The organism is Wenxinia marina DSM 24838 (assembly GCF_000379485.1).
Lineage (GTDB): Bacteria > Pseudomonadota > Alphaproteobacteria > Rhodobacterales > Rhodobacteraceae > Wenxinia > Wenxinia marina.
On the sequence record NZ_KB902299.1, the window covers coordinates 1 to 19,194 of the forward strand.

Annotated in this window: 19 protein-coding genes and 1 pseudogene; 8 read left to right on the forward strand and 12 right to left on the reverse strand. The window is 72.4% G+C overall.

Translation table 11 applies throughout. The annotated features are described in order from the left end of the window. Positions 1 to 407: 407 nt before the first annotated feature. A complete protein-coding gene (locus tag A37W_RS0112920) occupies positions 408 to 677 on the reverse strand; it encodes an FAD assembly factor SdhE (protein ID WP_018303452.1) in 270 nt (89 codons plus the stop codon). Continuing rightward, positions 677 to 1,072, reverse strand: a complete 396-nt coding sequence (locus tag A37W_RS0112925; protein ID WP_018303453.1) for a helix-turn-helix domain-containing protein — start codon at positions 1,070 to 1,072, stop codon at positions 677 to 679. The genes A37W_RS0112920 and A37W_RS0112925 overlap by 1 nt, the downstream gene beginning before the upstream one ends. 111 nt (positions 1,073 to 1,183) lie before the next feature. Between A37W_RS0112925 and A37W_RS0112930 the strand changes: the two genes are divergently transcribed. The 3 genes from A37W_RS0112930 to A37W_RS0112940 all read left to right on the forward strand — a co-directional run bounded on the left by A37W_RS0112930 (position 1,184) and on the right by A37W_RS0112940 (position 3,238). Further along, entirely contained in the window at positions 1,184 to 2,386 is a 1,203-nt protein-coding gene (locus tag A37W_RS0112930; protein ID WP_018303454.1) for a pyridoxal phosphate-dependent aminotransferase, read from the forward strand. Next, positions 2,383 to 2,745, forward strand: a complete 363-nt coding sequence (locus A37W_RS0112935; RefSeq protein ID WP_026198480.1) for a bleomycin resistance protein — start codon at positions 2,383 to 2,385, stop codon at positions 2,743 to 2,745. The genes A37W_RS0112930 and A37W_RS0112935 overlap by 4 nt, the downstream gene beginning before the upstream one ends. A gap of 76 nt (positions 2,746 to 2,821) precedes the next feature. Then, positions 2,822 to 3,238, forward strand: a complete 417-nt coding sequence (locus A37W_RS0112940) for a hypothetical protein (protein ID WP_018303456.1) — start codon at positions 2,822 to 2,824, stop codon at positions 3,236 to 3,238. A 377-nt stretch (positions 3,239 to 3,615) separates the two neighbouring features. On the opposite strand, the gene A37W_RS0112945 is transcribed toward A37W_RS0112940, so the two are convergent. From A37W_RS0112945 to A37W_RS0112965, 5 genes and pseudogenes are all read right to left on the reverse strand, one after another. Next, positions 3,616 to 5,013, reverse strand: coding sequence for a carnitine 3-dehydrogenase (locus A37W_RS0112945; RefSeq protein ID WP_018303457.1), 1,398 nt, complete (start codon positions 5,011 to 5,013; stop codon positions 3,616 to 3,618). A gap of 194 nt (positions 5,014 to 5,207) precedes the next feature. After that, a pseudogene (locus tag A37W_RS0112950) lies at positions 5,208 to 6,113 on the reverse strand (beta-keto acid cleavage family enzyme); the annotation flags it as partial. A 52-nt stretch (positions 6,114 to 6,165) separates the two neighbouring features. Continuing rightward, positions 6,166 to 6,948, reverse strand: coding sequence for a carnitinyl-CoA dehydratase (locus A37W_RS0112955; RefSeq protein ID WP_018303459.1), 783 nt, complete (start codon positions 6,946 to 6,948; stop codon positions 6,166 to 6,168). Then, positions 6,945 to 8,978, reverse strand: a complete 2,034-nt coding sequence (locus A37W_RS0112960) for an acetate--CoA ligase family protein (protein ID WP_026198481.1) — start codon at positions 8,976 to 8,978, stop codon at positions 6,945 to 6,947. The genes A37W_RS0112955 and A37W_RS0112960 overlap by 4 nt, the downstream gene beginning before the upstream one ends. 83 nt (positions 8,979 to 9,061) lie before the next feature. Further along, a complete protein-coding gene (locus A37W_RS0112965; RefSeq protein WP_018303461.1) occupies positions 9,062 to 10,222 on the reverse strand; it encodes an acyl-CoA dehydrogenase family protein in 1,161 nt (386 codons plus the stop codon). A 45-nt stretch (positions 10,223 to 10,267) separates the two neighbouring features. On the opposite strand from A37W_RS0112965, the gene A37W_RS0112970 reads away from it, so the two are divergent. Beyond that, positions 10,268 to 11,227, forward strand: coding sequence for a GlxA family transcriptional regulator (locus tag A37W_RS0112970; protein WP_018303462.1), 960 nt, complete (start codon positions 10,268 to 10,270; stop codon positions 11,225 to 11,227). Between the two features lie 4 nt (positions 11,228 to 11,231). Here A37W_RS0112970 and acuI read toward each other — a convergent pair whose 3' ends face one another. Then, positions 11,232 to 12,227, reverse strand: a complete 996-nt coding sequence (gene acuI / locus A37W_RS0112975) for an acrylyl-CoA reductase (NADPH) (protein ID WP_018303463.1) — start codon at positions 12,225 to 12,227, stop codon at positions 11,232 to 11,234. Between the two features lie 138 nt (positions 12,228 to 12,365). On the opposite strand from acuI, the gene A37W_RS0112980 reads away from it, so the two are divergent. Next, positions 12,366 to 12,875, forward strand: coding sequence for a flavin reductase family protein (locus A37W_RS0112980; protein ID WP_018303464.1), 510 nt, complete (start codon positions 12,366 to 12,368; stop codon positions 12,873 to 12,875). Positions 12,876 to 12,975: 100 nt separating this feature from the next. Here the strand turns inward: A37W_RS0112980 and A37W_RS0112985 are convergent, their stop codons facing one another. The 4 genes from A37W_RS0112985 to purC form a co-directional block, all read right to left on the reverse strand. Beyond that, a complete protein-coding gene (locus A37W_RS0112985; protein ID WP_018303465.1) occupies positions 12,976 to 14,013 on the reverse strand; it encodes a zinc-binding dehydrogenase in 1,038 nt (345 codons plus the stop codon). A gap of 240 nt (positions 14,014 to 14,253) precedes the next feature. After that, positions 14,254 to 14,490, reverse strand: a complete 237-nt coding sequence (purS, locus tag A37W_RS0112990; protein ID WP_026198483.1) for a phosphoribosylformylglycinamidine synthase subunit PurS — start codon at positions 14,488 to 14,490, stop codon at positions 14,254 to 14,256. Positions 14,491 to 14,501: 11 nt separating this feature from the next. Next, entirely contained in the window at positions 14,502 to 14,855 is a 354-nt protein-coding gene (locus A37W_RS0112995) for a cupin domain-containing protein (protein WP_018303467.1), read from the reverse strand. A 10-nt stretch (positions 14,856 to 14,865) separates the two neighbouring features. Continuing rightward, positions 14,866 to 15,627, reverse strand: a complete 762-nt coding sequence (purC, locus tag A37W_RS0113000) for a phosphoribosylaminoimidazolesuccinocarboxamide synthase (RefSeq protein WP_018303468.1) — start codon at positions 15,625 to 15,627, stop codon at positions 14,866 to 14,868. 125 nt (positions 15,628 to 15,752) lie between these two features. On the opposite strand from purC, the gene A37W_RS0113005 reads away from it, so the two are divergent. The 3 genes from A37W_RS0113005 (at position 15,753) to bmt (ending at position 19,046) form a co-directional block, all read left to right on the forward strand. Then, on the forward strand, positions 15,753 to 16,067 hold the full coding sequence (locus tag A37W_RS0113005) for a DUF1476 domain-containing protein (RefSeq protein ID WP_018303469.1): 315 nt from the start codon (positions 15,753 to 15,755) through the stop codon (positions 16,065 to 16,067). A 74-nt stretch (positions 16,068 to 16,141) separates the two neighbouring features. Next, the gene (locus A37W_RS0113010) at positions 16,142 to 18,019 is read left to right on the forward strand and encodes a DUF2156 domain-containing protein (protein WP_156169278.1); all 1,878 of its coding nucleotides are present in this window, start codon (positions 16,142 to 16,144) and stop codon (positions 18,017 to 18,019) included. A 7-nt stretch (positions 18,020 to 18,026) separates the two neighbouring features. Further along, a complete protein-coding gene (bmt, locus tag A37W_RS0113015; protein ID WP_018303471.1) occupies positions 18,027 to 19,046 on the forward strand; it encodes a betaine--homocysteine S-methyltransferase in 1,020 nt (339 codons plus the stop codon). Positions 19,047 to 19,194 lie beyond the last annotated feature (148 nt).

The window sequence follows — 19,194 nt, forward strand, 5'->3', positions numbered from 1 at the left end:
GCCAGACGGGCCGGTCCGGTCTGCGGATGATGCACGTCGATCCACCGCTTCGAAACGTCGACGCCGATGCACTCTTCTGTCATGATCTTCTCCTGTCCCTGTCGGTGCGGGGTCTGGTCACGCAGCCCCAAGCAACTGTTCAGGTTGACGATCCAAAGGCGGACGGCTCCCGCGCCGGCTCGCGGGCTCCAAGCCCTGGGACCTCACGGGATGCCGTCCGCCACCAGCACATTGACATGATTTCGTTAGACAGGGGCCTCGGTCGGTCGCGCACCAACTGCGCGGGCCCCCGGGTCAGGCCCGGGGCGGGGGAACCTGTGGGCGTGGCGGGGAAGCGCAGGATGGGGTTCCGACCATCCTGTGAGGCGCTCGCCGCGCCTGCGGGGCGCTCTTCGCCCCTGAGGGGCTTATCGCGGCCGCGACACCCCCTCGGCTCCCGCGGCGACGCGGGCGATGAGCCCGGCATAGTCCGCCGGCGGTGCCTCCGCGCCGGAGACCCAGCGGTAGAGGTCGTGGTCGCTCTCCTCGAGCAACCTTTCGTAGACATCCAGCTCCTCCGGCGCGAGACGCGCGAGGCCGGCGCCGGCGAAGGCGCCGAGGATCAGGTCCATCTCCTTGATCCCGCGCCTCCGCGAGCGCATGGACAGCCGCCGCAGCCGGATCTCGGCCGGCTCCATCAGGCGCTCTCGCGCAGGCGGCGGCGCAGCGCCTTCTCGGCCTGGCCGAGCCTGGCGGCGGCGCGGGTGATCTGCGTCTGCAGCTGGCGCACCTCGTCCAGCAGCTCGGCGATGCCCTCGTCCAGCGGCGCATCCGCAGGACCGTCCGGCCCCTCGCCGCGGCCGGTCAGCAGCCACGACAGCGACACGCCCAGCACGCCCGCCAGCATCTGGATCCGGTTCGCCCGCGGCTCGGAGCGGTCCTCCTCCCACTTTGCCAGCGTCTCGTTGTTGACGCCGAGGCGCCGGGCCAGCTCCTTCTGGCCGAGGCCCGCCGCCTCGCGCGCGCCGGCGATGCGGTCGCCCAGCGTCGCCGCCTCCTCGCTGTACCAGTCGCTCTCCTGCACGTCGCTCATCGCCGTCTCCTCGCCCGTCCTGAAAGCCGCACCCGGCGGAACGCGTGTTGAACGTCCCGGGGGCCGGTCTTATCACATGCCCTGCCCCGCTTTTCCACCCATGAGGCTCCCATGGCCGTCCTGTCCGCGACCCTCGGCCGCGTGAAGCCGTCACCCACCATCGCGATGACCACCCGCGCGCAGGAGCTTCGGGCCGAGGGGCGCGACGTGATCTCGCTGTCGGCGGGCGAGCCCGACTTCGACACGCCGGAGAACATCAAGGAGGCGGCGATCGCGGCGATCCGGGCGGGGCGGACGAAATACACCGCCGTCGACGGCATTCCCGAGCTGAAGAAGGCGATTGCGGCGAAGTTCGCGCGGGAGAACGGCCTGGACTACAGCCCGGCCGAGATCACGGTCGGCACGGGCGGCAAGCAGGTCCTCTACAACGCGCTGATGGCGACGCTGGACCCCGGCGACGAGGTGGTGATCCCGGCGCCCTACTGGGTGAGCTACCCGGACATGGTGCTGCTGGCCGGTGGCACGCCCGTTGTCGTGGAGGCGGGGCTGGACCAGGCGTTCAAGATGACGCCCGAGCAGCTTGACGCCGCGATCACGCCCAGGACCAAGTGGCTGATCTTCAATTCGCCGTCGAACCCGACCGGCGCGGGCTATTCGGCGGCGGAGCTCAAGGGCCTGACCGATGTGCTGATGCGGCACCCCCACGTCTGGGTTCTGACAGACGACATGTACGAGCACCTCGCCTTCGACGGCTTCACCTTCGCCACCCCGGTGCAGGTGGAGCCACGCCTCAAGGACCGCACGCTCACCGTCAACGGCGTGTCCAAGGCCTACGCGATGACCGGCTGGCGGATCGGCTATGCCGGCGGGCCGGAAGAGCTGATCCGCGGGATGCGCAAGGTGCAGTCGCAGTCGACGTCGAACCCCTCGTCGATCAGCCAGTGGGCGGCGGTGGAGGCGCTGACGGGGCCGCAGGATTTCCTGGAGCCGAACCGGCGGCTGTTCCAGTCGCGCCGCGACCTCGTGGTCTCGATGCTGAACCAGGCGCCGGGGGTGTCCTGCCCGGTGCCCGAGGGGGCGTTCTACGTCTTTCCCGACATCTCCGGCTGCCTCGGCAAGACCTCGGCCGGCGGGCGGCGGATCGACAGCGACACCGACTTCGCCGAGGCGCTGCTGGACGAGGAGAACGTCGCCGTCGTCATGGGCACGGCCTTCGGCCTCAGCCCCAACTTCCGCATCAGCTATGCCACCTCCGAGGCGGAGCTGGAGGAGGCGTGCGGCCGCATCCAGCGCTTCTGCGCGGGGCTGCGGTGAGCCTGCGGGCGACGCCGAACCTGCCGTCGCGGGACTTCGCGGCGACGGCGGACTTCTACGCGCGGCTGGGGTTCGAGACGCGCTTCCGCAGCGACGGCTGGATGATCCTCGGCCGCGGCGACGTGGAGGTGGAGTTCTTCCATCACCCGGGGCTCGATCCGAGGAGCAGCTGGTTCAGCGCGTGTCTGCGGACCCTCGACCTCGACGCGCTGTACGCCGAGTTCCGCACCGCGGGCCTGACCGACGATTCCCGCGCGATCCCGCGCCTGACCCCGCCGGTGGAGCAACCGCGCGTCCCGCGGTACTTCGCGCTGGTGGACCGGGACGGGAGCCTCTGGCGCTGCCTGCAGACGGCTTGAGGCTTGGCGCCCCGGCGGGGCGCGTGCTAGCGTCCGCCCGCATCCGGCCCCGCGCGGCCGCAGCCATGGCGGAGCGATGAGCGGCGAGCTTCCCCCCTTCTACTTCCGGATCAAGGAGAACGGCGCGGCCGTCTTCCGCGTCGATACCGAGAACCGGCAGCGGCGGATCGAGATGGAGCAGATCGCCACCGTCAACGTGAACAACGGCAACGTGCGCCCCCAGGGCGACCGGCCGCTGGCCGCGGACGAGCAGGCGGTGATCGACGACTGGCTCGCCCGCCGCCGCGAGATGCTGGCCCGGCGCGAGGTGGACGACATCCACCGCGCCATCGACCACCTGAACCTGACCGCCCAGTGGGTGCAGGCCCGCGCCAACGACGCGGATCTCGAGGAGGTGACCGACGCCCTCCTCCTCGCGATGCACGACCTGCGGACGGTGCTGGTCCGCAAGAAGGCCGAGCGGCTGACGAAGGGCCAGGACGCCGCGGAGTAGGTTATCGCGGCCGCGCCCCGGTGCCGGCGGCTGTCGAGGCCTGACGGCCCGGGTGTCGGTCCGGGGATGACCCCGCCACCACGGTACCTCAGATCCGAAGGGGGACCGGCGCTTCGTTTCCCGCTCCCCTCTCTCAGCCCGACCGACGACCGGTCCGGCCAACCCTCACGCACATCATCGGCACAGTCCGGACCTCGCGACCGATCCGTCCGACCCGTGCCGCATCTCTGGCGGCCGACAGCCTTCCGGTCCGGACGCGTCTGGAGGCGGCAAGGACCGGACGGCGCGATCCTGACCCCGTCGGGTCCGGGACCGGCCTTCCCGCGTCAGGGCCGAGAGGCCACCCCCCGGGGTGTACCCGACGATCCGATTACCCGTCAGATCGACGCGCCCTCCGGCCGTCCCAGCCCCGAATGACGAGTCACCCACGCCTCCGTCTCCGCCGCCACCGCCTCGGACGGCAGCGACGTGCGACGCGTCCCGAGGTCGACGTGCAGCAGCAGCGTCTCGACCGTCGCCACCTCGCCTCCGCCGCGGCGGAGCGTGTGGAACAGGTGCAGCTTCTTGCCCGCCCCGCCCAGGACCTGCGTCGTCACCTGCAGCCGCTCGCCCGCATTCACCTCGGCGAGGTAGCGGACGCGGTTCTCGACGGTGAAATAGCTCTGCCCTGCCGCGACGTAGGCCGCGTCGGCGCCGATCAGCGCCATGAAGCGGTCGGTCGCGCGGCTGGCGAGTTCCAAGTAGTGGGTCTCGTTCATGTGGCCGTTGTAGTCGGTCCAGCTCTGCGGGACCTGCTGCTCGGCCGTCACCGGCAGGTCCGCCGCCTGGGGCCGCGGCAGGCGCGCCTCGTGGTCGCGGATCACGCCGCCCGCGCCGCTGCCGGTGCGCTTGAGCGAGCGCAGGATGCCGACGAGGTTGTCGTCGCGCAGCCGCTCCAGCTCGCGGATGGAGCGGTGGCCGGACTGGGCGTCGGACTGCCCGGCGATCAGCTCCACCAGCTCGGGCGTGAAGGGCGGCACGTCGGTCAGCTTCGTCCAGGGCCATTCGAGGCACGGCCCGAACTGCGCCATGAAGTGCGCCATCCCCGCCTCGCCGCCGGCGATCCGGTAGGTCTCGAACAGGCCCATCTGCGCCCACCGCAGGCCGAAGCCCATCCGGATCGCCTCGTCGATCTCCTCGGTGGTGGCGATGCCGTCGGTGACGAGCCACAGGCTCTCGCGCCAGACCGCCTCCAGCAGGCGGTCGGCGATGTGGGCGTCGATTTCCTTGCGGATGTGCAGGGGGAACATGCCGATGGCGCGCAGGGTCTCGCCGGCCCGGACGCAGGTGTCCGCGTCGCCGACCAGCTCGATCAGCGGCAGCAGGTAGACCGGGTTGAACGGGTGCGCGACGATGGCGCGGGCGCCTTGTGCGTTCAGCTCCGAGGGCTTGAAGCCCGACGTGGAGGAGCCGATGATCGCGTCGACCGGGGCGGCCGCCTCGATCTGCGCCAGCACCCTGTGCTTGAGGTCCAGCCGCTCCGGCACGCTCTCCTGCACCCAGTCGGCCCCTGTCACCACCTCGGCGAGGTCGGCATGGAACGTGAGCCGTCCCTCGTCCGGCAGTGCCCCGTCGTAGAGCGCCGGCAGCGCCCGCCGGGCGCCCGCCAGCACCTCGCCGATCTTCCGCTGCGCCTCCGGGTCGGGGTCGAAGACCGCAACGTCCCAGCCGTTGAGCAGGAAGCGCGCGGCCCAGCCGCCGCCGATGACGCCGCCGCCGACGATGGCTGCCTTCATTTGTTTCGGTCTCATTCGTCCTTCCCCGCCGCGTACCGTCCACTTCTGAGCAGCGGCCAAGCGTCATCGTACGACATGATTCCCTCGTGTTTGCTTCGCCAATGCGCGTCGATCCCGTCCCAGCCGCTCCCTTGGAACACGTGCCCGCACTCGGGGCAGACCTTCCTTTCGGCGTCTGCAGCCCGCCGGTCGGCTGGCGCCCTCTTCACCAGTCCCAGCTTCTCGCGCACCTCGGCCGGCCCGATCACCCGCGCCCCCATCCGCTCCACGATGCCGACCGCCCGCTCCACCAGCTGCGCGTTGGTGGCCAGCTGACCCTTGCCAAGCCAGAGGTTGTCCTCGAGCCCGACCCGCACGTTGCCGCCCGCAAGCACCGCGGCGGCGACGAACGGCATCTGGTTGCGCCCCAGCGAGAAGGCGGACCAGTGCCAGTCCGCCGGCACGTTGTTGACCATCGCCATGTACGTATTCAGGTCGTCCGGCGCCCCCCACGGCACGCCCATGCACAGCTGCACCAGGGCGGGGGCGTGCAGCACCCCCTCCTCCACCAGCTGCTTCGCGAACCACAGGTGCCCAGTGTCGAACGCCTCGATCTCGGGCTTCACCCCCAGTTCGGTCATCATCGCGCCCATCGCCCGCAGCATGCCGGGCGTGTTGGTCATCACGTAATCGGCCTCGGCGAAGTTCATCGTACCGCAATCGAGCGTGCAGATCTCCGGCAGGCATTCGGCGACATGCTTCACCCGCTCCGCCGCGCCGGCCATGTCGGTGCCGGCCTCGTTCAGCGGCAGCGGCCGTTCCGTCGGGCCGAACACCATGTCCCCGCCCATCCCGGCGGTGAGGTTCAGCACCACGTCCACCTCCGCCTCGCGGATGCGCTCCGCCACCTCGCGGTAGAGTTCCACCCGGCGCGAGGGCTTGCCGCTCTCGGGATCGCGGACGTGGCAATGGACGATCGCCGCGCCGGCGCGGGCGGCGTCGATGGCGCTCGCCGCGATCTCGGCCGGCGAGCGGGGGACGTGGGGGCTGCGGTCCTGCGTCGCGCCCGAGCCGGTCACGGCGCAGGTGATGAAGACCTCGCGGTTCATGGTCAGCGGCATGTCGTCTCCTTTCGGGCGGTGATGTAGGGTGGGTGCAACCCCCCGCCGGCGTTCATCGCCCCTTCCACACGGGGTCGCGTTTCTCGGCGAATGCCCGCGCCCCCTCCTTCTGGTCCTCCGAGCGGTAGAGCCGCTCGACGGTCGGCAGCTGGCTCCGCGTGACGCGGTTCAGCGCGTCCTGGAACTTCATGTCCTCGGCCTCGCGCACGACCTCCTTGATCGCGGCCATGACGAGGGGCGGCCCCGCCGCGATGGCGTCCGCCATCTCGCGCGCCGCGTCCATCAGGGCGTCCGCCGGCAGGACCCGGTTCACCAGCCCCCATCGCGCCGCCTCCGCCGCATCGACCCACCGCCCGGTCAGCAGCATCTCCATCGCGACGTGATAGGGGATGCGCTTCGGCAGCTTGATCGAGGCGGCGTCGGCCACCGTGCCCGACCGGATCTCCGGCAGCGCGAAGGTCGCGTGCTCCGCCGCCAGCAGGATGTCGCAGCTCAGCGCCAGCTCCAGCCCGCCGCCGCAGCAGATGCCGTTGATGGCGCAGATCACCGGCTTGTTCATCTGCGGCAGCTCCTGCAGCCCGCCGAAGCCGCCGCGGCCGTAATCGCCGTCCACCGCGTCGCCTGCGGCGGCGGCCTTGAGATCCCAGCCGGGGCAGAAGAACTTCTCGCCCGTCCCCGTCAGGATCGCGACCCGCAGGTCGGGATCGTCGCGGAAGTCGGCGAAGAGGTCGCCCATCAGCCGCGAGGTGGCGAGGTCGATGGCGTTCGCCGGCGGCCGGTCGAGCCGCACCTCCAGGACATGGCCGCGGCGGGTGGTGTGCAGGGGTCCGGTCATGGCATGACCTTTCGGATCAGCGCGTCGGCGGCGACGGCGCGGGTGGGGGTGCAGATCAGCGGGTTGATCTCCACCTCTTCGATCGTCGCCGCGTTGGCGGCGACGTACGACTGGAGGGAGAGGAGCGCCGCGTGGATCGCGTCGCGGCGGGCGGCGGGCCGGCCGCGGTAGCCGCGCAGGAGCGGGCCGGTGCACAGGGAATCCAGCGCGGCGTCCATCTCCGCGACCGTGGCGGGCAGGAGGAGGGACGCGGTGTCCTGCAACAGCTCCGCCAGCGTCCCGCCCGCGCCGACCGTGAGGACGAAGCCGTGGGCGGGATCGCGCAGGACCCCGACCAGCAGTTCGGCGACGCCGCCGGAGATCATCTCCTCAACCAGATACCCGGGCGCGGCCATCTGGGTCGCAGCGTCCTCCACCCCGGCGGCGGAGGTGAGGCCGAGGGCGACGAGCCCCGCCTCGGTCTTGTGCGCGGCGCCCTCCCCCTTGAGGACCACGGGGAAGCCCAGCGCTGCGGCTGCCTCCGCCGCCTCGGCGGGGCTGACCGCGCGGCGGTATCTGGGCACGTCGAGACCGTGGGCGGCGAGCGCCGTCTTGGCGTCCGTCTCGGACAGCAGTTCCGCCTCGCCCTCCAGCGGCCCTGACGACAGGACCGGTTCGCCCGGCGCCCGAACCAACGCCGCCACCGCGATCGCCTCCAGCGCCTCCGGAATCCCCGCGAACGGCACGATCGCCCGCGCCATCGCGTCCTCCGCCAGCGCCTCGGTCAGGCACTCGGGCACCGAGGCGACCAGCCCCATCGGCACGCCCGAGGCGCGGCCCGCGGCCTCGACCGCGTCCACCACCATCGGCCACTCGGCCGGGCGGCAGCGGTCGTCACGGGGAAAGTCCAGCACCACGCACCCCATCGCCAGATGGGGCGCCATCGCGGCGGTGAAGGTGCGCCTCAGCGCGTCCGCGTCGCCCCAGATGTAGGTGTGGTAGTCGAGCGGGTTGGCGAGCGCCACCTTCGGCCCCAAAGCCCCCCGCAGGCCGGAGCGCTGGCCCTCCGTCAGGGGCGGGAACGTCACGCCCGTCCCTTCGGCGCTGTCCGCCATCAGGCTCGCCTCGCCGCCCGAGCAGGACAGCGAGACGATGCCGGCGTGCGGCAGGGGCCCGTGGACGTGCAAGAGCTTCAACGTCTCCATCAGCGCGGTCAGGCTGCCCACCTGCCCGAAGCCCAGCCGCCGCAGCAGCGCCCGCCCCCCGGCGTCCGACCCGGCGAGCGAGGCGGTGTGCGAGACGGTCGCCGCCCGCGCCTGCTCCGACGCGCCGATCTTCAGCGCGACGACAGGCTTGCCGACCTCGTGGGCGTACCGCGCCAGCGCCTCTAAGCCCGCCACGTCGCCGACCCCCTCGATGTGCAGGCCCAGCGCCGTAACCCTGTCGTCCGCCAGCAGCGCCCGCCCGACCTCGGGCAGCCCTGCCAGCGCCTGGTTGCCGACCGTCACCACGTAGGCCAGCGGCAGGCCGCGGCGCTGCATCGTCAGGTTCAGCGCGATGTTGGAGGATTGGGTGACGATGGCGACGCCCCGCTCTACCCGCACCAGCCCGTGCTGGTCGGGCCACAGCGCCGCCCCGTCGAGCGCGTTGAGATAGCCGTAGCAGTTGGGCCCCAGGATCGCCATCTCGCCCGCCGCCGCGACCAGCGCCGCCTGCAGGTCCGCGCCGTCCCCCGTCTCCGCCACCGACTCGGCGAAGCCCGAGGCGAAGCAGACCGCGCCGCCGGCCCCCCTCACGGCGAGGTCACGGACCACGCCCACCGTCGCCTCGCGGTTCACGCCCACGAACGCCGCGTCCGGCGCGCCGGGCAGCTCGGCGACCGAGGGCACCGCCGGCAGGCCGCCGACCTCGGCCTTCGACGGATGGACCGGCCATAGCTCTCCCGCGAAGCCGATCTTCCGGCATTCGCGGATCACGTTCAGCGCCCACGTCCCGCCGCCGATCACGGCGACGGAGCGGGGGCGGAGGAGGCGGGAAAGAGCGTCCGTCATGGCGCGGGCCGAAGCGCGAGGGTCGGCCGACATCGCGTTCCGTCGTGGCGGTGGGTTTCACCCACCCTACGGAGTCTCGTCATTCAGGCCCCTCGCGGCCGGAACAGCTCGCGCGCGATGATGTGGCGCTGGATCTCGGAGGTGCCGTCCCAGATCCGCTCCACCCGCGCGTCGCGCCAGAACCGCTCGACCGGCAGGTCGTCCATCAGGCCCATGCCGCCGTGGATCTGCAGCGTCGTGTCGGTGACGCGGGCGAGCATCTCGGTGGCGTAGAGCTTTGCGCTGCTGATCTCCCGGTTCGCCGGCAGCCCCTCGTCCAGCCGCCACGCCGCCGCCAGCGTCAGCCAGTCGGCGGCGTCGATCTCGGTCACCATGTCAGCGACCTGGAACGCCACCCCCTGGAACCTGGCGATCGGCTGGCCGAACTGCCGCCGCTGCGCCGCGTAGTCGACCGCGAGGTCGAAGCACCGCCGCGCCCGCCCCACGGCGAAGGCCGCGACGGTCAGGCGCGTCGCGTAGAGCCACGTGTTCATCACGTCGAACCCGCCGTCGACCTCGCCCAGCACTTGCGCATCTGGCAGACGGCACTCGTCGAACGTCAGGATGCAGTTGGCGTAGCCCCGGTGGCTGACCGAGCGGTAGCCGGGCCGCACCTCGAAGCCGGGCGTGCCGCGGTCGACGAGGAAGCAGGTGATCCGCTTCTTCGGCCCGTGGGACGTGTCGTCCACGCCGGTCGCGACGAAGACGATGAAGAAGTCCGCATGCTCGGCGCCCGAAATGAAGTGCTTGGTCCCGTTCAGCACCCAGTCGCCGCCGTCCCGCACGGCCGTCGCCTTCATCCCCCGGACATCCGACCCCGCGTCCGGCTCGGTCATCGCCAGCGCGTCCATCCGCTCGCCCCGGACGGCGGGGAGGAGGTAGCGCTCCCGCTGCTCCCCTTCGCAGGCCATGAGAATGTTCTGCGGCCGGCCGAAGAAGTGCGTCAGCGCCATCGAGCCGCGGCCGAGCTCTCGCTCCACCAGCGTGAAGTCGAGGTGACTGAGGCCGGCGCCGCCGACTTCCTCGGGGAAGTTGCAGGCGTAGAAGCCCAGGGCGATGACCTTGCACTTGATGTCCTCCGCCAGCTCCGCCGGCACGGCGCCCGTCCGCTCCACCTCCGCCTCGTGGGGATAGATCTCCGTCTCCACGAAACGGCGGACGGTGGAGACGATCATCTCCTGCTCGTCGGTCAGTCCGAACTGCATCGTGCCCCTCCTTGCCGCCTGCGCCTTGGCTAGCGTAAGCCCGGCGTGGCCATCGTGCAGAACTGGCGCCGGATCATGCCGAACGCGAAAAGTGTCGTCGTCCTCCTCTTCCCCGACTTCTCGAACCACTGCCTCGCCAACGCGATCGAGCCGCTGCGAGGGGCGAACACGCTCGCGCGGCGCACGGCGTGGATCTGGCAGTTCGTGTCGGTGGACGGCGCGCCGGTGCGGTCGTCCAGCGGCCTGCCGGTGCAACCGGAGGGGCGGCTCGCCGATCATCCCGGAGGCGACCTGCTGCTGGTCATGCCCTCCTACGGCTTCGAGGGACATGCGACGCCGGCCTGCCTCGCCGCCCTGCGGGGCGCCGCGCGGCGGTTCGACGCGCTCGCCGGGCTCGACACCGGCAGCTGGCTGCTGGCGGCGGCGGGCCTGCTGACCGGGCGGCGGGCGACGATCCACTGGGACGAGCTCGACCGCTTCGCCGAGGCGTTTCCGGAGGTGAGCGTGGTGGACGACCGCTTCGTCGTGGACGGCGACCGGCTGTCCTGCGGCGGCACCACGACGACGCTGGAGCTGATGCTGACGCTGGTGGAGCGCGAGGGCGGGCCGATGCTGGCGCTCGACGTCGCCGCCCTGTTCATGCACGGCGAGCGGGATCCGCGGCTGGACCCCTCGCTCCGGGTGCCGCCCGACCGTCTGGTGCGGGCTGCTGTGGCGCTGATGCGGCGCAACGTCGAAGCGCCGCTGCCGGTGGCGGAGCTGGCGCGGCGGCTGGGCCTGTCGCAGCGGGCGCTGGAGGCGCAGTTCGCGGCCGCGATGGGGCGCGGGCCGCGCAGCGTCTACGCCTCGGTCCGCCTCGGCACGGCGCGGCGGCTGGCGGAGCAGACGACGCTGTCGGTGGCCGAGATCGCGGCGCGGGTGGGCTACGCGAACGCCTCGGCGATGACGCGGGCGTTCCGGGCGGAGTTCGGCGCCCCGCCGCGGACGATGCGGCGGGGCGCCTGAGAGGTCAGTCGACGGCGATCAGCAGGCGGCCGCGGACCTTGCCGGCGAGGAGGTCGGGGGCGAGGTCCACGGCCTCGTCCAGCGACGCCTCGCGGGTGATCTCGGTCAGCTTCGCGCGGTCCATCCTGTCGGACAGCAGGCGCCAGGCGGCCTCGCGCTTCGGGATCGGCGCCATCACCGAGTCGACGCCGGCGAGGGTGACGCCCCGCAGGATGAACGGCGCGACCGAGGACGGCAGGTCCATCCCCCCGGCGAGGCCGCAGGCCGCCACCGCCCCGCCGTAGCGGGTCTGCGCCAGCGCGTTCGCCAGCGTGGTGGAGCCGACGGAATCGACGGCCCCCGCGAAGCGTTCCTTCATCAGCGGCTTGCCGGGCGCCGACAGCTCGGCCCGGTCGATGATCTCGGTGGCGCCGAGGCCGCGCAGGTACTCCGCCTCCTCGGCCTTGCCGGTGGAGGCCGCGACCTCGTGCCCGAGCGCCGAGAGCAGCGACACCGCGACCGACCCGACGCCGCCCGACGCGCCGGTGACGAGGACCGGGCCGGCCCCCGGCTCGAGCCCCAGCTCCTGCAGGCGCAGGACGCAGAGCGCGGCGGTGTAGCCGGCGGTGCCGAGGGCCATGCACTCCGCCCCGGTCAGGCCGTCCGGCCTTTTCAGCAGCCATTCCGCCCTAACCCGCGCGAGGCCGGCATAGCCGCCCATATGCACCTCGCCCACGCCCCAGCCGTTCAGGATCACCTCGTCGCCGGGGGCGAAGCCGGGATCGTCCGACTCCACGACCTCGCCGGCGAAGTCGATGCCCGGGATCATCGGGAAACGGCGCACGACCGGGCTCTTCCCGGTGATGGCGAGGGCGTCCTTGTAGTTCATCGTCGTGTGGCGGACGCGGACGGTGACGGCGCCCGGCATCAGGTCGTCCGCGCCCATGTCGCGCCATTCCACGGTCTGGGCCTTCTCGCCCTCCGCCCTGTCGATCACCAGCGCCCGGAACGTGTCGGCCATGTCCGCCTCCCTGTGTATGTCCTCGCTGCCCGTTCTAGCCGATTCCGCGCCGGGTTCGACCCGTTCCGGGGTGTGCAGGCCGGGCGGCGGTCCTATGTGGGGCCTGCGACCGCCGACCGACCGAAGGAGCCTGCCGCGATGGACGTCCTCGACCCCGCCAGCGATCCGCGCGGCTACCGCCGGGCGCTGGGCGCCTTCGCGACCGGCGTGACCGTGGTCACGACCGTGACGGACGAGGGGCCGGTCGGGATCACGGCGAACAGCTTCTCGTCCGTCTCGCTCGACCCGCCGCTGATCCTGTGGGCGCCGGACAAGGGCTCCCGCCGGTACGACGCGTTCGCGCGGGCCGGGCGGTTCGCGATCAACGTGCTGGCGGTGGATCAGCACGGCGTGTGCGACGCGTTCCGCAAGTCCAAGGACGCGTTCGACGCGGGGGAGTGGGAGACGGGCGCGGACGGCATCCCGGTGCTGGCCCGGGCGCTCGCGGTCTACGAGTGCGCGCAGGAGGCGCTGCACGACGCGGGCGACCACGCGCTGGTGATCGGCCGCGTGCTGAGCGTCCGGCTTCGGGGCGGGCTGCCGCTGGTGTTCCACGGGGGCGCCTACGGCGCGTTCGCGGGGCTGGAGGGCGGCGCGCCGCCGGAATGAACCCGCAGCGCCGGCACGAAGAAATTTCGAGAAATTTCTTCTGGCCCAGACGGAAATGAATTTCCTTCGCGCCTGGCTCCAGCTCTACCCCAACCCCGGCTCAGCGCGTGAAATCGGTGACCACCGCCACACCCGGCGGCGCCGGCCCGTCGAACGCCGCCAGCTCCGCCGACACGTCCGACAGCGCGATCCGGCGCCCGATCATCGGCGCGAAATCCACCGACCCGCTCTCGATCAGCGAGAACAGCTGCGGGTAGCGGTGCGGCGGCATCCCCTTGGAGCCGTAGAGGGCAAGGTTCTTCATGAACACGCCGTTGAGGTCGATCTGCATCCGTGCGGTGTGTCCGATCGGCATGCCGCACTGGACGTGCCGCCCCAGCGGCCGCAGCGTCGCGATGGACGCGTTGAGCGTCGGCTCGATCCCCGCCGCCTCGACGCTGACATGGGCACCGCCGCCGGTGATCTCGCGCACCTGCGCGACCGCGTCCGCATCGCGCGCGTCCACCACCGCCTCGGCGCCGTGGGCGCGGGCGAAGTCCAGCTTCTCCGGCACCACGTCCACCGCGACCACCCGCGCCCCCATCGCCCGCCCGACGATCACGGCGGCGAGGCCGACGCCCCCGGCCCCGTGGACCACCAGCCACTCGCCCGGCACCAGCGCCGCGCGGTCGGTCAGGCCGTGCCACGCGGTCATCACCCGGCAGCCGAGGCCGGCGGCGGTGACGGGGTCCAGGCTCTCCGGCAGTCGGTGCAGGTTGTGGCCGCGGGGGACCGCGACGTACTCGGCGAAGGCGCCGTCGGTGCCGAGGCCGGGATAGATCATGTCAGGACAGGTATGTTCGACGCCCGAGCGGCAGGCCGGACAATGTCCGCAGCCGAGGAGGAACGGCGCGACGAGGACGTCGCCGGTCGTCCAGCCGCTCTGCGGCCCCGCCTCCACCACCTCGCCGCAGAATTCGTGGCCGCCGACGCTGCCCGGCTTCACCCGCGGATGCTCTCCGGTCCAGCCGTGCCAGTCGCTGCGGCAGACGCCGCAGGCGAGGACGCGCAGGACGACGCCGTCCGGGGGACAGGCCGGCTCGGGGCGGTCCTCCAGGCTGAGCGGGGCGCGGTACTCGCGCAGGACGGCGGCTTTCATGGATGAGGTCCTCTCGGTCGGTCGGGGGCACGCTGCGAGGGGCGGGGCGGGTTGTCCAGAGGGAAGCGACGGCCGATGGCTGAGGGACCCGTTCGAGAGGCGGAGCGCCAGGTCCATCGAGACCCCGGATCAAGCCCGGGACGGGAAGCGCACGCGTAGCCCCGGGAAGACCCGCCCCGGGCCTGACCCGGGGCCTCGCGAACAGGGCGCTCCGACGCGGCGGGACGGGCGCCCCTGCCCTCAGCCGATCTCCACCCGGTAGCTCTCGATCACCGTGTTCGCGAGCAGCTTCTCGCACATGGCGCGCACCTCGGCCTCGGGGTCGGAGGTCCCATCCGCGAGGTCGAGCTCGATCACCTTGCCCTGCCGGACGCCGGTGACGCCCTCGAACCCGAGCGCGCCGAGGGCGTGGCGTACCGCTTCGCCCTGGGGGTCGAGGACGCCGTCCTTCAGCATCACAGTCACTCTGGCTTTCATGCTCGGCTCCGTCAGATGCTTGGTTTCGCCGCGGCGGTCGCGGGATCGCCCGTGTTCGGCACTCCGGTCGGCTCGATCAAGAGGATGTGCGCCTCCTGCGTCGCGCGGGGCCGGTGGGTCACGCCTTTCGGCACGACGCAGAGGTCCCCTGCGCGCAGGGTCTCGGACGGACGGTCGTGGTAGTCCATGACGACCTCGCCCGACAGGATCAGGAAGAAGTCGTCGGTCGTCTCGTGCAGGTGGAAGGGGAACTCTCCCCTCACCTTCACGACCATCACGTCGTTGTCGTTGTAGCGGGCGACGACGTGCGGGTCCCAGTGGGTGTCGAACCGCGTCAGCTTCTCCGCCAGGGTGATCTTGCCCACGCCGCGCCCGTCAGTTGATGAGCGTCGGCTTCGGCCGGTGCGTGACGTTGGACGGCAGCACGCCGAGGCGGCGGGCGACCTCGGTATAGGCGTCCGCGAGCGAGCCCAGGTCGCGGCGGAACACGTCCTTGTCCAGCTTCGCCCCGGTCTCGATGTCCCACAGGCGGCAGCTGTCGGGACTGATCTCGTCGGCCACGACGAGGCGGGCGTAGTCGCCGTCCCAGATCCGGCCGACCTCGATCTTGAAGTCCACCAGCTTGATCCCGACGCCGTGCATCACGCCCGAGAGGAAGTCGTTCACCCGCAGCGCCAGCGCGACGATGTCGTCGAGGTCCTGCTGCGTCGCCCAGCCGAAGGCGATGACGTATTCCTCGGGCACCAGCGGGTCGCCCAGCTTGTCGTCCTTGTAGCAGAACTCCACGATCGGCCGCGGCAGCGCGGTCCCTTCCTCGAGCCCCAGCCGCTTGGCCATGCTGCCCGCGGCGAAGTTGCGGCAGATCACCTCCAGCGGGATGATCTCGACCTGGCGGATCAGCTGCTCGCGCATGTTCAGGCGCTTGATGAAGTGGGTGGGCACGCCGATGTTGTTGAGGCCCGTCATGAAGAACTCGCTGAGGCGGTTGTTCAGCACGCCCTTGCCGTCGATCACGTCCTTCTTGGCCCCGTTGCCGGCGGTGGCGTCGTCCTTGAAGTACTGCACGAAGGTGCCCGGCTCGGGCCCTTCGTAGAGGATCTTCGCCTTGCCTTCGTAGACCTTCTTGCGGCGTGCCATGCGATGAACTCCCCGCCGCGCGGATATGGCGGCGTTTGGGCTGGTGCATACGGCAACGCCCCCTTGCGGGCAAGCGCCCCGGGGGGCATATCGAGGGCTGGCGACCGACCAGGAGGACGACGAGGATGGCCCAGTTCGACGATCGCGAGCGCGCTTTCGAGGCGAAGTATGCCCATGACGCCGAGATGGTGTTCCGGGCCGAGGCCCGCCGCAACAAGCTGCTCGCCAACTGGGCGGGCGAGATCCTCGGCAAGACGGGCGCCGAGCTCGACGCCTACGTGGTCGAGGTGATGAAGTCCGACTTCGAGGAGGCGGGCCACGAGGACGTGGTGCGCAAGGTCTCGGGCGATCTCGGCGACAAGGCGACCGACGACGAGGTGCGCCGAAAGATGGACGAGCTGCTGATCGAGGCCAAGGGCCAGATCGCCTCGGAATCCTGAGCCGGACGGCTTAACCCGGCCTTCACGCCTGCCCCCTATCTCCACCCCCGGTGGGGTCGGAAGCGGGGGGCGGAATGATCCGTTTCATGGGTCGTGGGCCGCGCGCATGGGCGCGCGGGATGCTGCCGGTCGGCGGACTGGCGGCGGGCCTATGGCTGCTTGCTCAGGCGGCGGCCGGGGTCGACCTGGCCGCTCTGCGGGCCGCGCTGGCGCAGGTCGGCGCCGGACAATGGGCCGTCGCCGCCGCGGCCACGGCGGTCAGCCTGTGGTCCATGGGCCATCTCGACCGCGTCGTGCACCGCTGGCTGGGCACCGGGGTCGCCGGCCCGCGGGCGCGGCGCGCCGGCATGGTCGGGGTCGCGATCGGCCAGACCGTGGGCTTCGGCCTCGTCTCGGGTACCCTCGCCCGGTGGCGGGCGCTGCCGGGCACCGACCTGGCGACCGCCGGTCTCGTCGCGCTCGGCGCCAGCCTCGCCTTCTTCGGCGCGACCGCTCTCCTGTTCGGCCTGTCCCGGGCGCTGACCGGCGGCGGCGCCCTCGCGCTGTCCGGCGCGCTCCTGCTGATCGCGGCGGCGATCCGGTCGGGCGCGGCGGCGGCGACCCTGTCGGCGCTCTGGACCTCGGGCCTCGACACCGCGATGGCGGCGCTGGCCCTGTGGGCGGTCTGGCACGGCAGCCCGGGGATGAGCTTCCCCGCCTTCTGGGGCGCCTACCTCGTCGCCCTCTGGGCCGGCCTCGTGAGCCAGAGCCCCGGCGGCGTCGGCGTGTTCGAGGCGACGCTCCTCGCCCTCGTCCCCGGCGGCGCCACGCCCGAGGCGCTGGCCGCCCTCGTCGCCTACCGCGCCGTCTATCACCTCGTCCCGGCCGCGCTCGCCCTCCTCGCCCTGATCCGGCCGGAGCCCGCCCCGGCGGAGGACGCGCTGCGACCGGCCGAGGCGACGGCCGAACCCGCGCTCCTCGCCGTTGCGCCGGACACCGACTGGGGCCTCGTCCGGCAAGGGGGCCGCCTCCTTGCCGGCGGCGGCTGCCGCTGGCACCGGCGCGAGATGGCGGGACAGTTCCTGACCCTCGGCCGGCCCCTCGGGCCGCCAGACCTGCCCGCCCTGAAGGACGCCGCGCGGCGCGAGGGACTGCCGCTGGCGCTGTACCGCCTCGACGCGCGGACGGCACACCGTGCGCGAGGGACCGGGTGGGCGGTGGTGCGGGTGGGCGCGGAGGCGCGGATCGACCCTACCGGATGGAGCGCTGACGGCCCCGCCCGCCGCCAGCTGCGCCGCAAGCTGTCCGCCGCCTCCCGCGCCGGCCTGGCCGTCACCGTCCGCGCGCCGGCCGACGGCCCCCTGCCCGCCCGCGAGATGGCCGAGGTCCACGCCGCCTGGCGCACCGTCCACGGAAGCGAGCGCGGCCTCGTCATGGGCCGCTTCGACCCCGCGTTGCTGGCCGGGCAGGCGGTGATCCTCGGCCATCTGGACGGACGGCTCGTCGCCTTCGCCAGCTTCCACGTGACCGGCGCCGGCTGGGGCCTCGACCTGATGCGCCAGCGCCCCGACGTACCGCAGGGCACGATGCAGGCGCTGATCGTCGCCGCCATCGCCGCGGCGGCGGCGGACGGCGCCCCCGTGCTGACGCTCGCCACCGTGCCGGACCCGCACCATCCGCTCGCCCGCCGCCTGACCGCACGGACGCGCGCCGGCCTGCACCAGTTCAAGGCGAGCTTCGCGCCGGACTGGCGCCCGGTCTACGCCGCCGCGCCAAACCGGGCCGAGCTGGCGCTCGGCCTCGCCCGGATCGCGCTCGCCACGCGCTTCCCGCGCCCGGTGCGGCCCCGCCGGCCGGACCAGGGGTCCCTCACCCTCCGCCTCGGCGAGTTTCGATTTGAATTCACTCCGCGTCCGTGCGATCCGGTGCCGCGCGCGGCGGCCGTCGCCGCCGGCCCCCGGACCGGAGGATGACCTGCGAATGACCGACGCCCTGAGCCGCCTCCTCCAGGATCGCGACTGGCTCCTCGCCGACGGCGCGACCGGCACCACCCTATTCAACATGGGTCTGGAATCCGGCGACGCGCCGGAGCTGTGGACGACAGAGCATCCCGACCGGATCCGCGCGCTCTACCAGGGCGCCGTCGACGCCGGCAGCGACCTGTTCCTCACCAACACCTTCGGCGGCAACGCCTCGCGGCTGAAGCTGCACCAGGCGCAGGATCGCGTGGGCGAGCTGAACCGCGCCGCCGCCGAGATCGGCCGCGAGGTCGCGGACAGGGCCGGCCACCCGATCGTCGTCGCCGGCTCGGTCGGCCCGACCGGCGAGATCATGGCGCCGATGGGCAGCCTCACCCACGAGAGCGCGGTCGAGATGTTCCACGAACAGGCCGAGGCGCTGAAGGCCGGCGGCGCCGACGTCCTGTGGCTCGAGACGATCAGCGCGCCCGAGGAGTACCGGGCCGCGGCCGAGGCGTTCGCGCTGGCGGACATGCCCTGGTGCGGCACGATGAGCTTCGACACCGCGGGCCGCACGATGATGGGCCTGACCTCGGCCGACATGGTCAAGATGGTCGGCAAGCTGCCGAACCCGCCCGTCGCATTCGGCGCCAACTGCGGCACCGGCGCGTCGGATCTGCTGCGCACCGTCCTCGGCTTCGCCGCCGCGGGGCCGGAGCAGCCGCTGATCGCCAAGGGCAACGCCGGCATCCCGAAATACAAGGACGGCCACATCCACTACGACGGCACGCCAGAACTGATGGCCGACTACGCCGTGATGGCCCGCGACTCCGGCGCCACGATCATCGGCGGCTGCTGCGGCACCACGCCCGAGCACCTGCGCCACATGCGCGAGGCGCTGGAGACGCGCCCCCGCGGCGACCGCCCGACGCTGGACGAGATCGTGGCACGGCTCGGCGCCTTCTCCTCCGCCTCGGACGGCACCGGCGACGAGGACGGCGCGCCGGCCCGGCGCACGAGCCGCCGCCGCGGCCGCGGCTGACGCAGCGGGCGCCGGCGCGGAGCCGGTCCGCCCCCTCCGGCGGACGACCCGCCGTCCGCAGGATCCTCCGCCCGCGGCGGCGCCCTGCGTCGCCGCCCCCTGCACCGCCGCGAAGGCGGGTTTTTCCCGCCCCGCCCGCCGCGCGGCC

Bases quoted from the DNA above. Each gene is read 5' to 3' on its own strand.
- A37W_RS0112920 (WP_018303452.1), bottom strand. From the start codon at position 677: ATGGAGCCGGCCGAGATCCGGCTGCGGCGGCTGTCCATGCGCTCGCGG.
- A37W_RS0112925 (WP_018303453.1), bottom strand. From the start codon at position 1,072: ATGAGCGACGTGCAGGAGAGCGACTGGTACAGCGAGGAGGCGGCGACG.
- A37W_RS0112930 (WP_018303454.1), top strand. From the start codon at position 1,184: ATGGCCGTCCTGTCCGCGACCCTCGGCCGCGTGAAGCCGTCACCCACC.
- A37W_RS0112940 (WP_018303456.1), top strand. From the start codon at position 2,822: ATGAGCGGCGAGCTTCCCCCCTTCTACTTCCGGATCAAGGAGAACGGC.
- A37W_RS0112945 (WP_018303457.1), bottom strand. From the start codon at position 5,013: ATGAAGGCAGCCATCGTCGGCGGCGGCGTCATCGGCGGCGGCTGGGCC.
- A37W_RS0112955 (WP_018303459.1), bottom strand. From the start codon at position 6,948: ATGACCGGACCCCTGCACACCACCCGCCGCGGCCATGTCCTGGAGGTG.
- A37W_RS0112960 (WP_026198481.1), bottom strand. From the start codon at position 8,978: ATGACGGACGCTCTTTCCCGCCTCCTCCGCCCCCGCTCCGTCGCCGTG.
- A37W_RS0112965 (WP_018303461.1), bottom strand. From the start codon at position 10,222: ATGCAGTTCGGACTGACCGACGAGCAGGAGATGATCGTCTCCACCGTC.
- acuI (WP_018303463.1), bottom strand. From the start codon at position 12,227: ATGGCCGACACGTTCCGGGCGCTGGTGATCGACAGGGCGGAGGGCGAG.
- A37W_RS0112980 (WP_018303464.1), top strand. From the start codon at position 12,366: ATGGACGTCCTCGACCCCGCCAGCGATCCGCGCGGCTACCGCCGGGCG.
- A37W_RS0112985 (WP_018303465.1), bottom strand. From the start codon at position 14,013: ATGAAAGCCGCCGTCCTGCGCGAGTACCGCGCCCCGCTCAGCCTGGAG.
- purS (WP_026198483.1), bottom strand. From the start codon at position 14,490: ATGAAAGCCAGAGTGACTGTGATGCTGAAGGACGGCGTCCTCGACCCC.
- purC (WP_018303468.1), bottom strand. From the start codon at position 15,627: ATGGCACGCCGCAAGAAGGTCTACGAAGGCAAGGCGAAGATCCTCTAC.
- A37W_RS0113005 (WP_018303469.1), top strand. From the start codon at position 15,753: ATGGCCCAGTTCGACGATCGCGAGCGCGCTTTCGAGGCGAAGTATGCC.
- A37W_RS0113010 (WP_156169278.1), top strand. From the start codon at position 16,142: ATGATCCGTTTCATGGGTCGTGGGCCGCGCGCATGGGCGCGCGGGATG.
- bmt (WP_018303471.1), top strand. From the start codon at position 18,027: ATGACCGACGCCCTGAGCCGCCTCCTCCAGGATCGCGACTGGCTCCTC.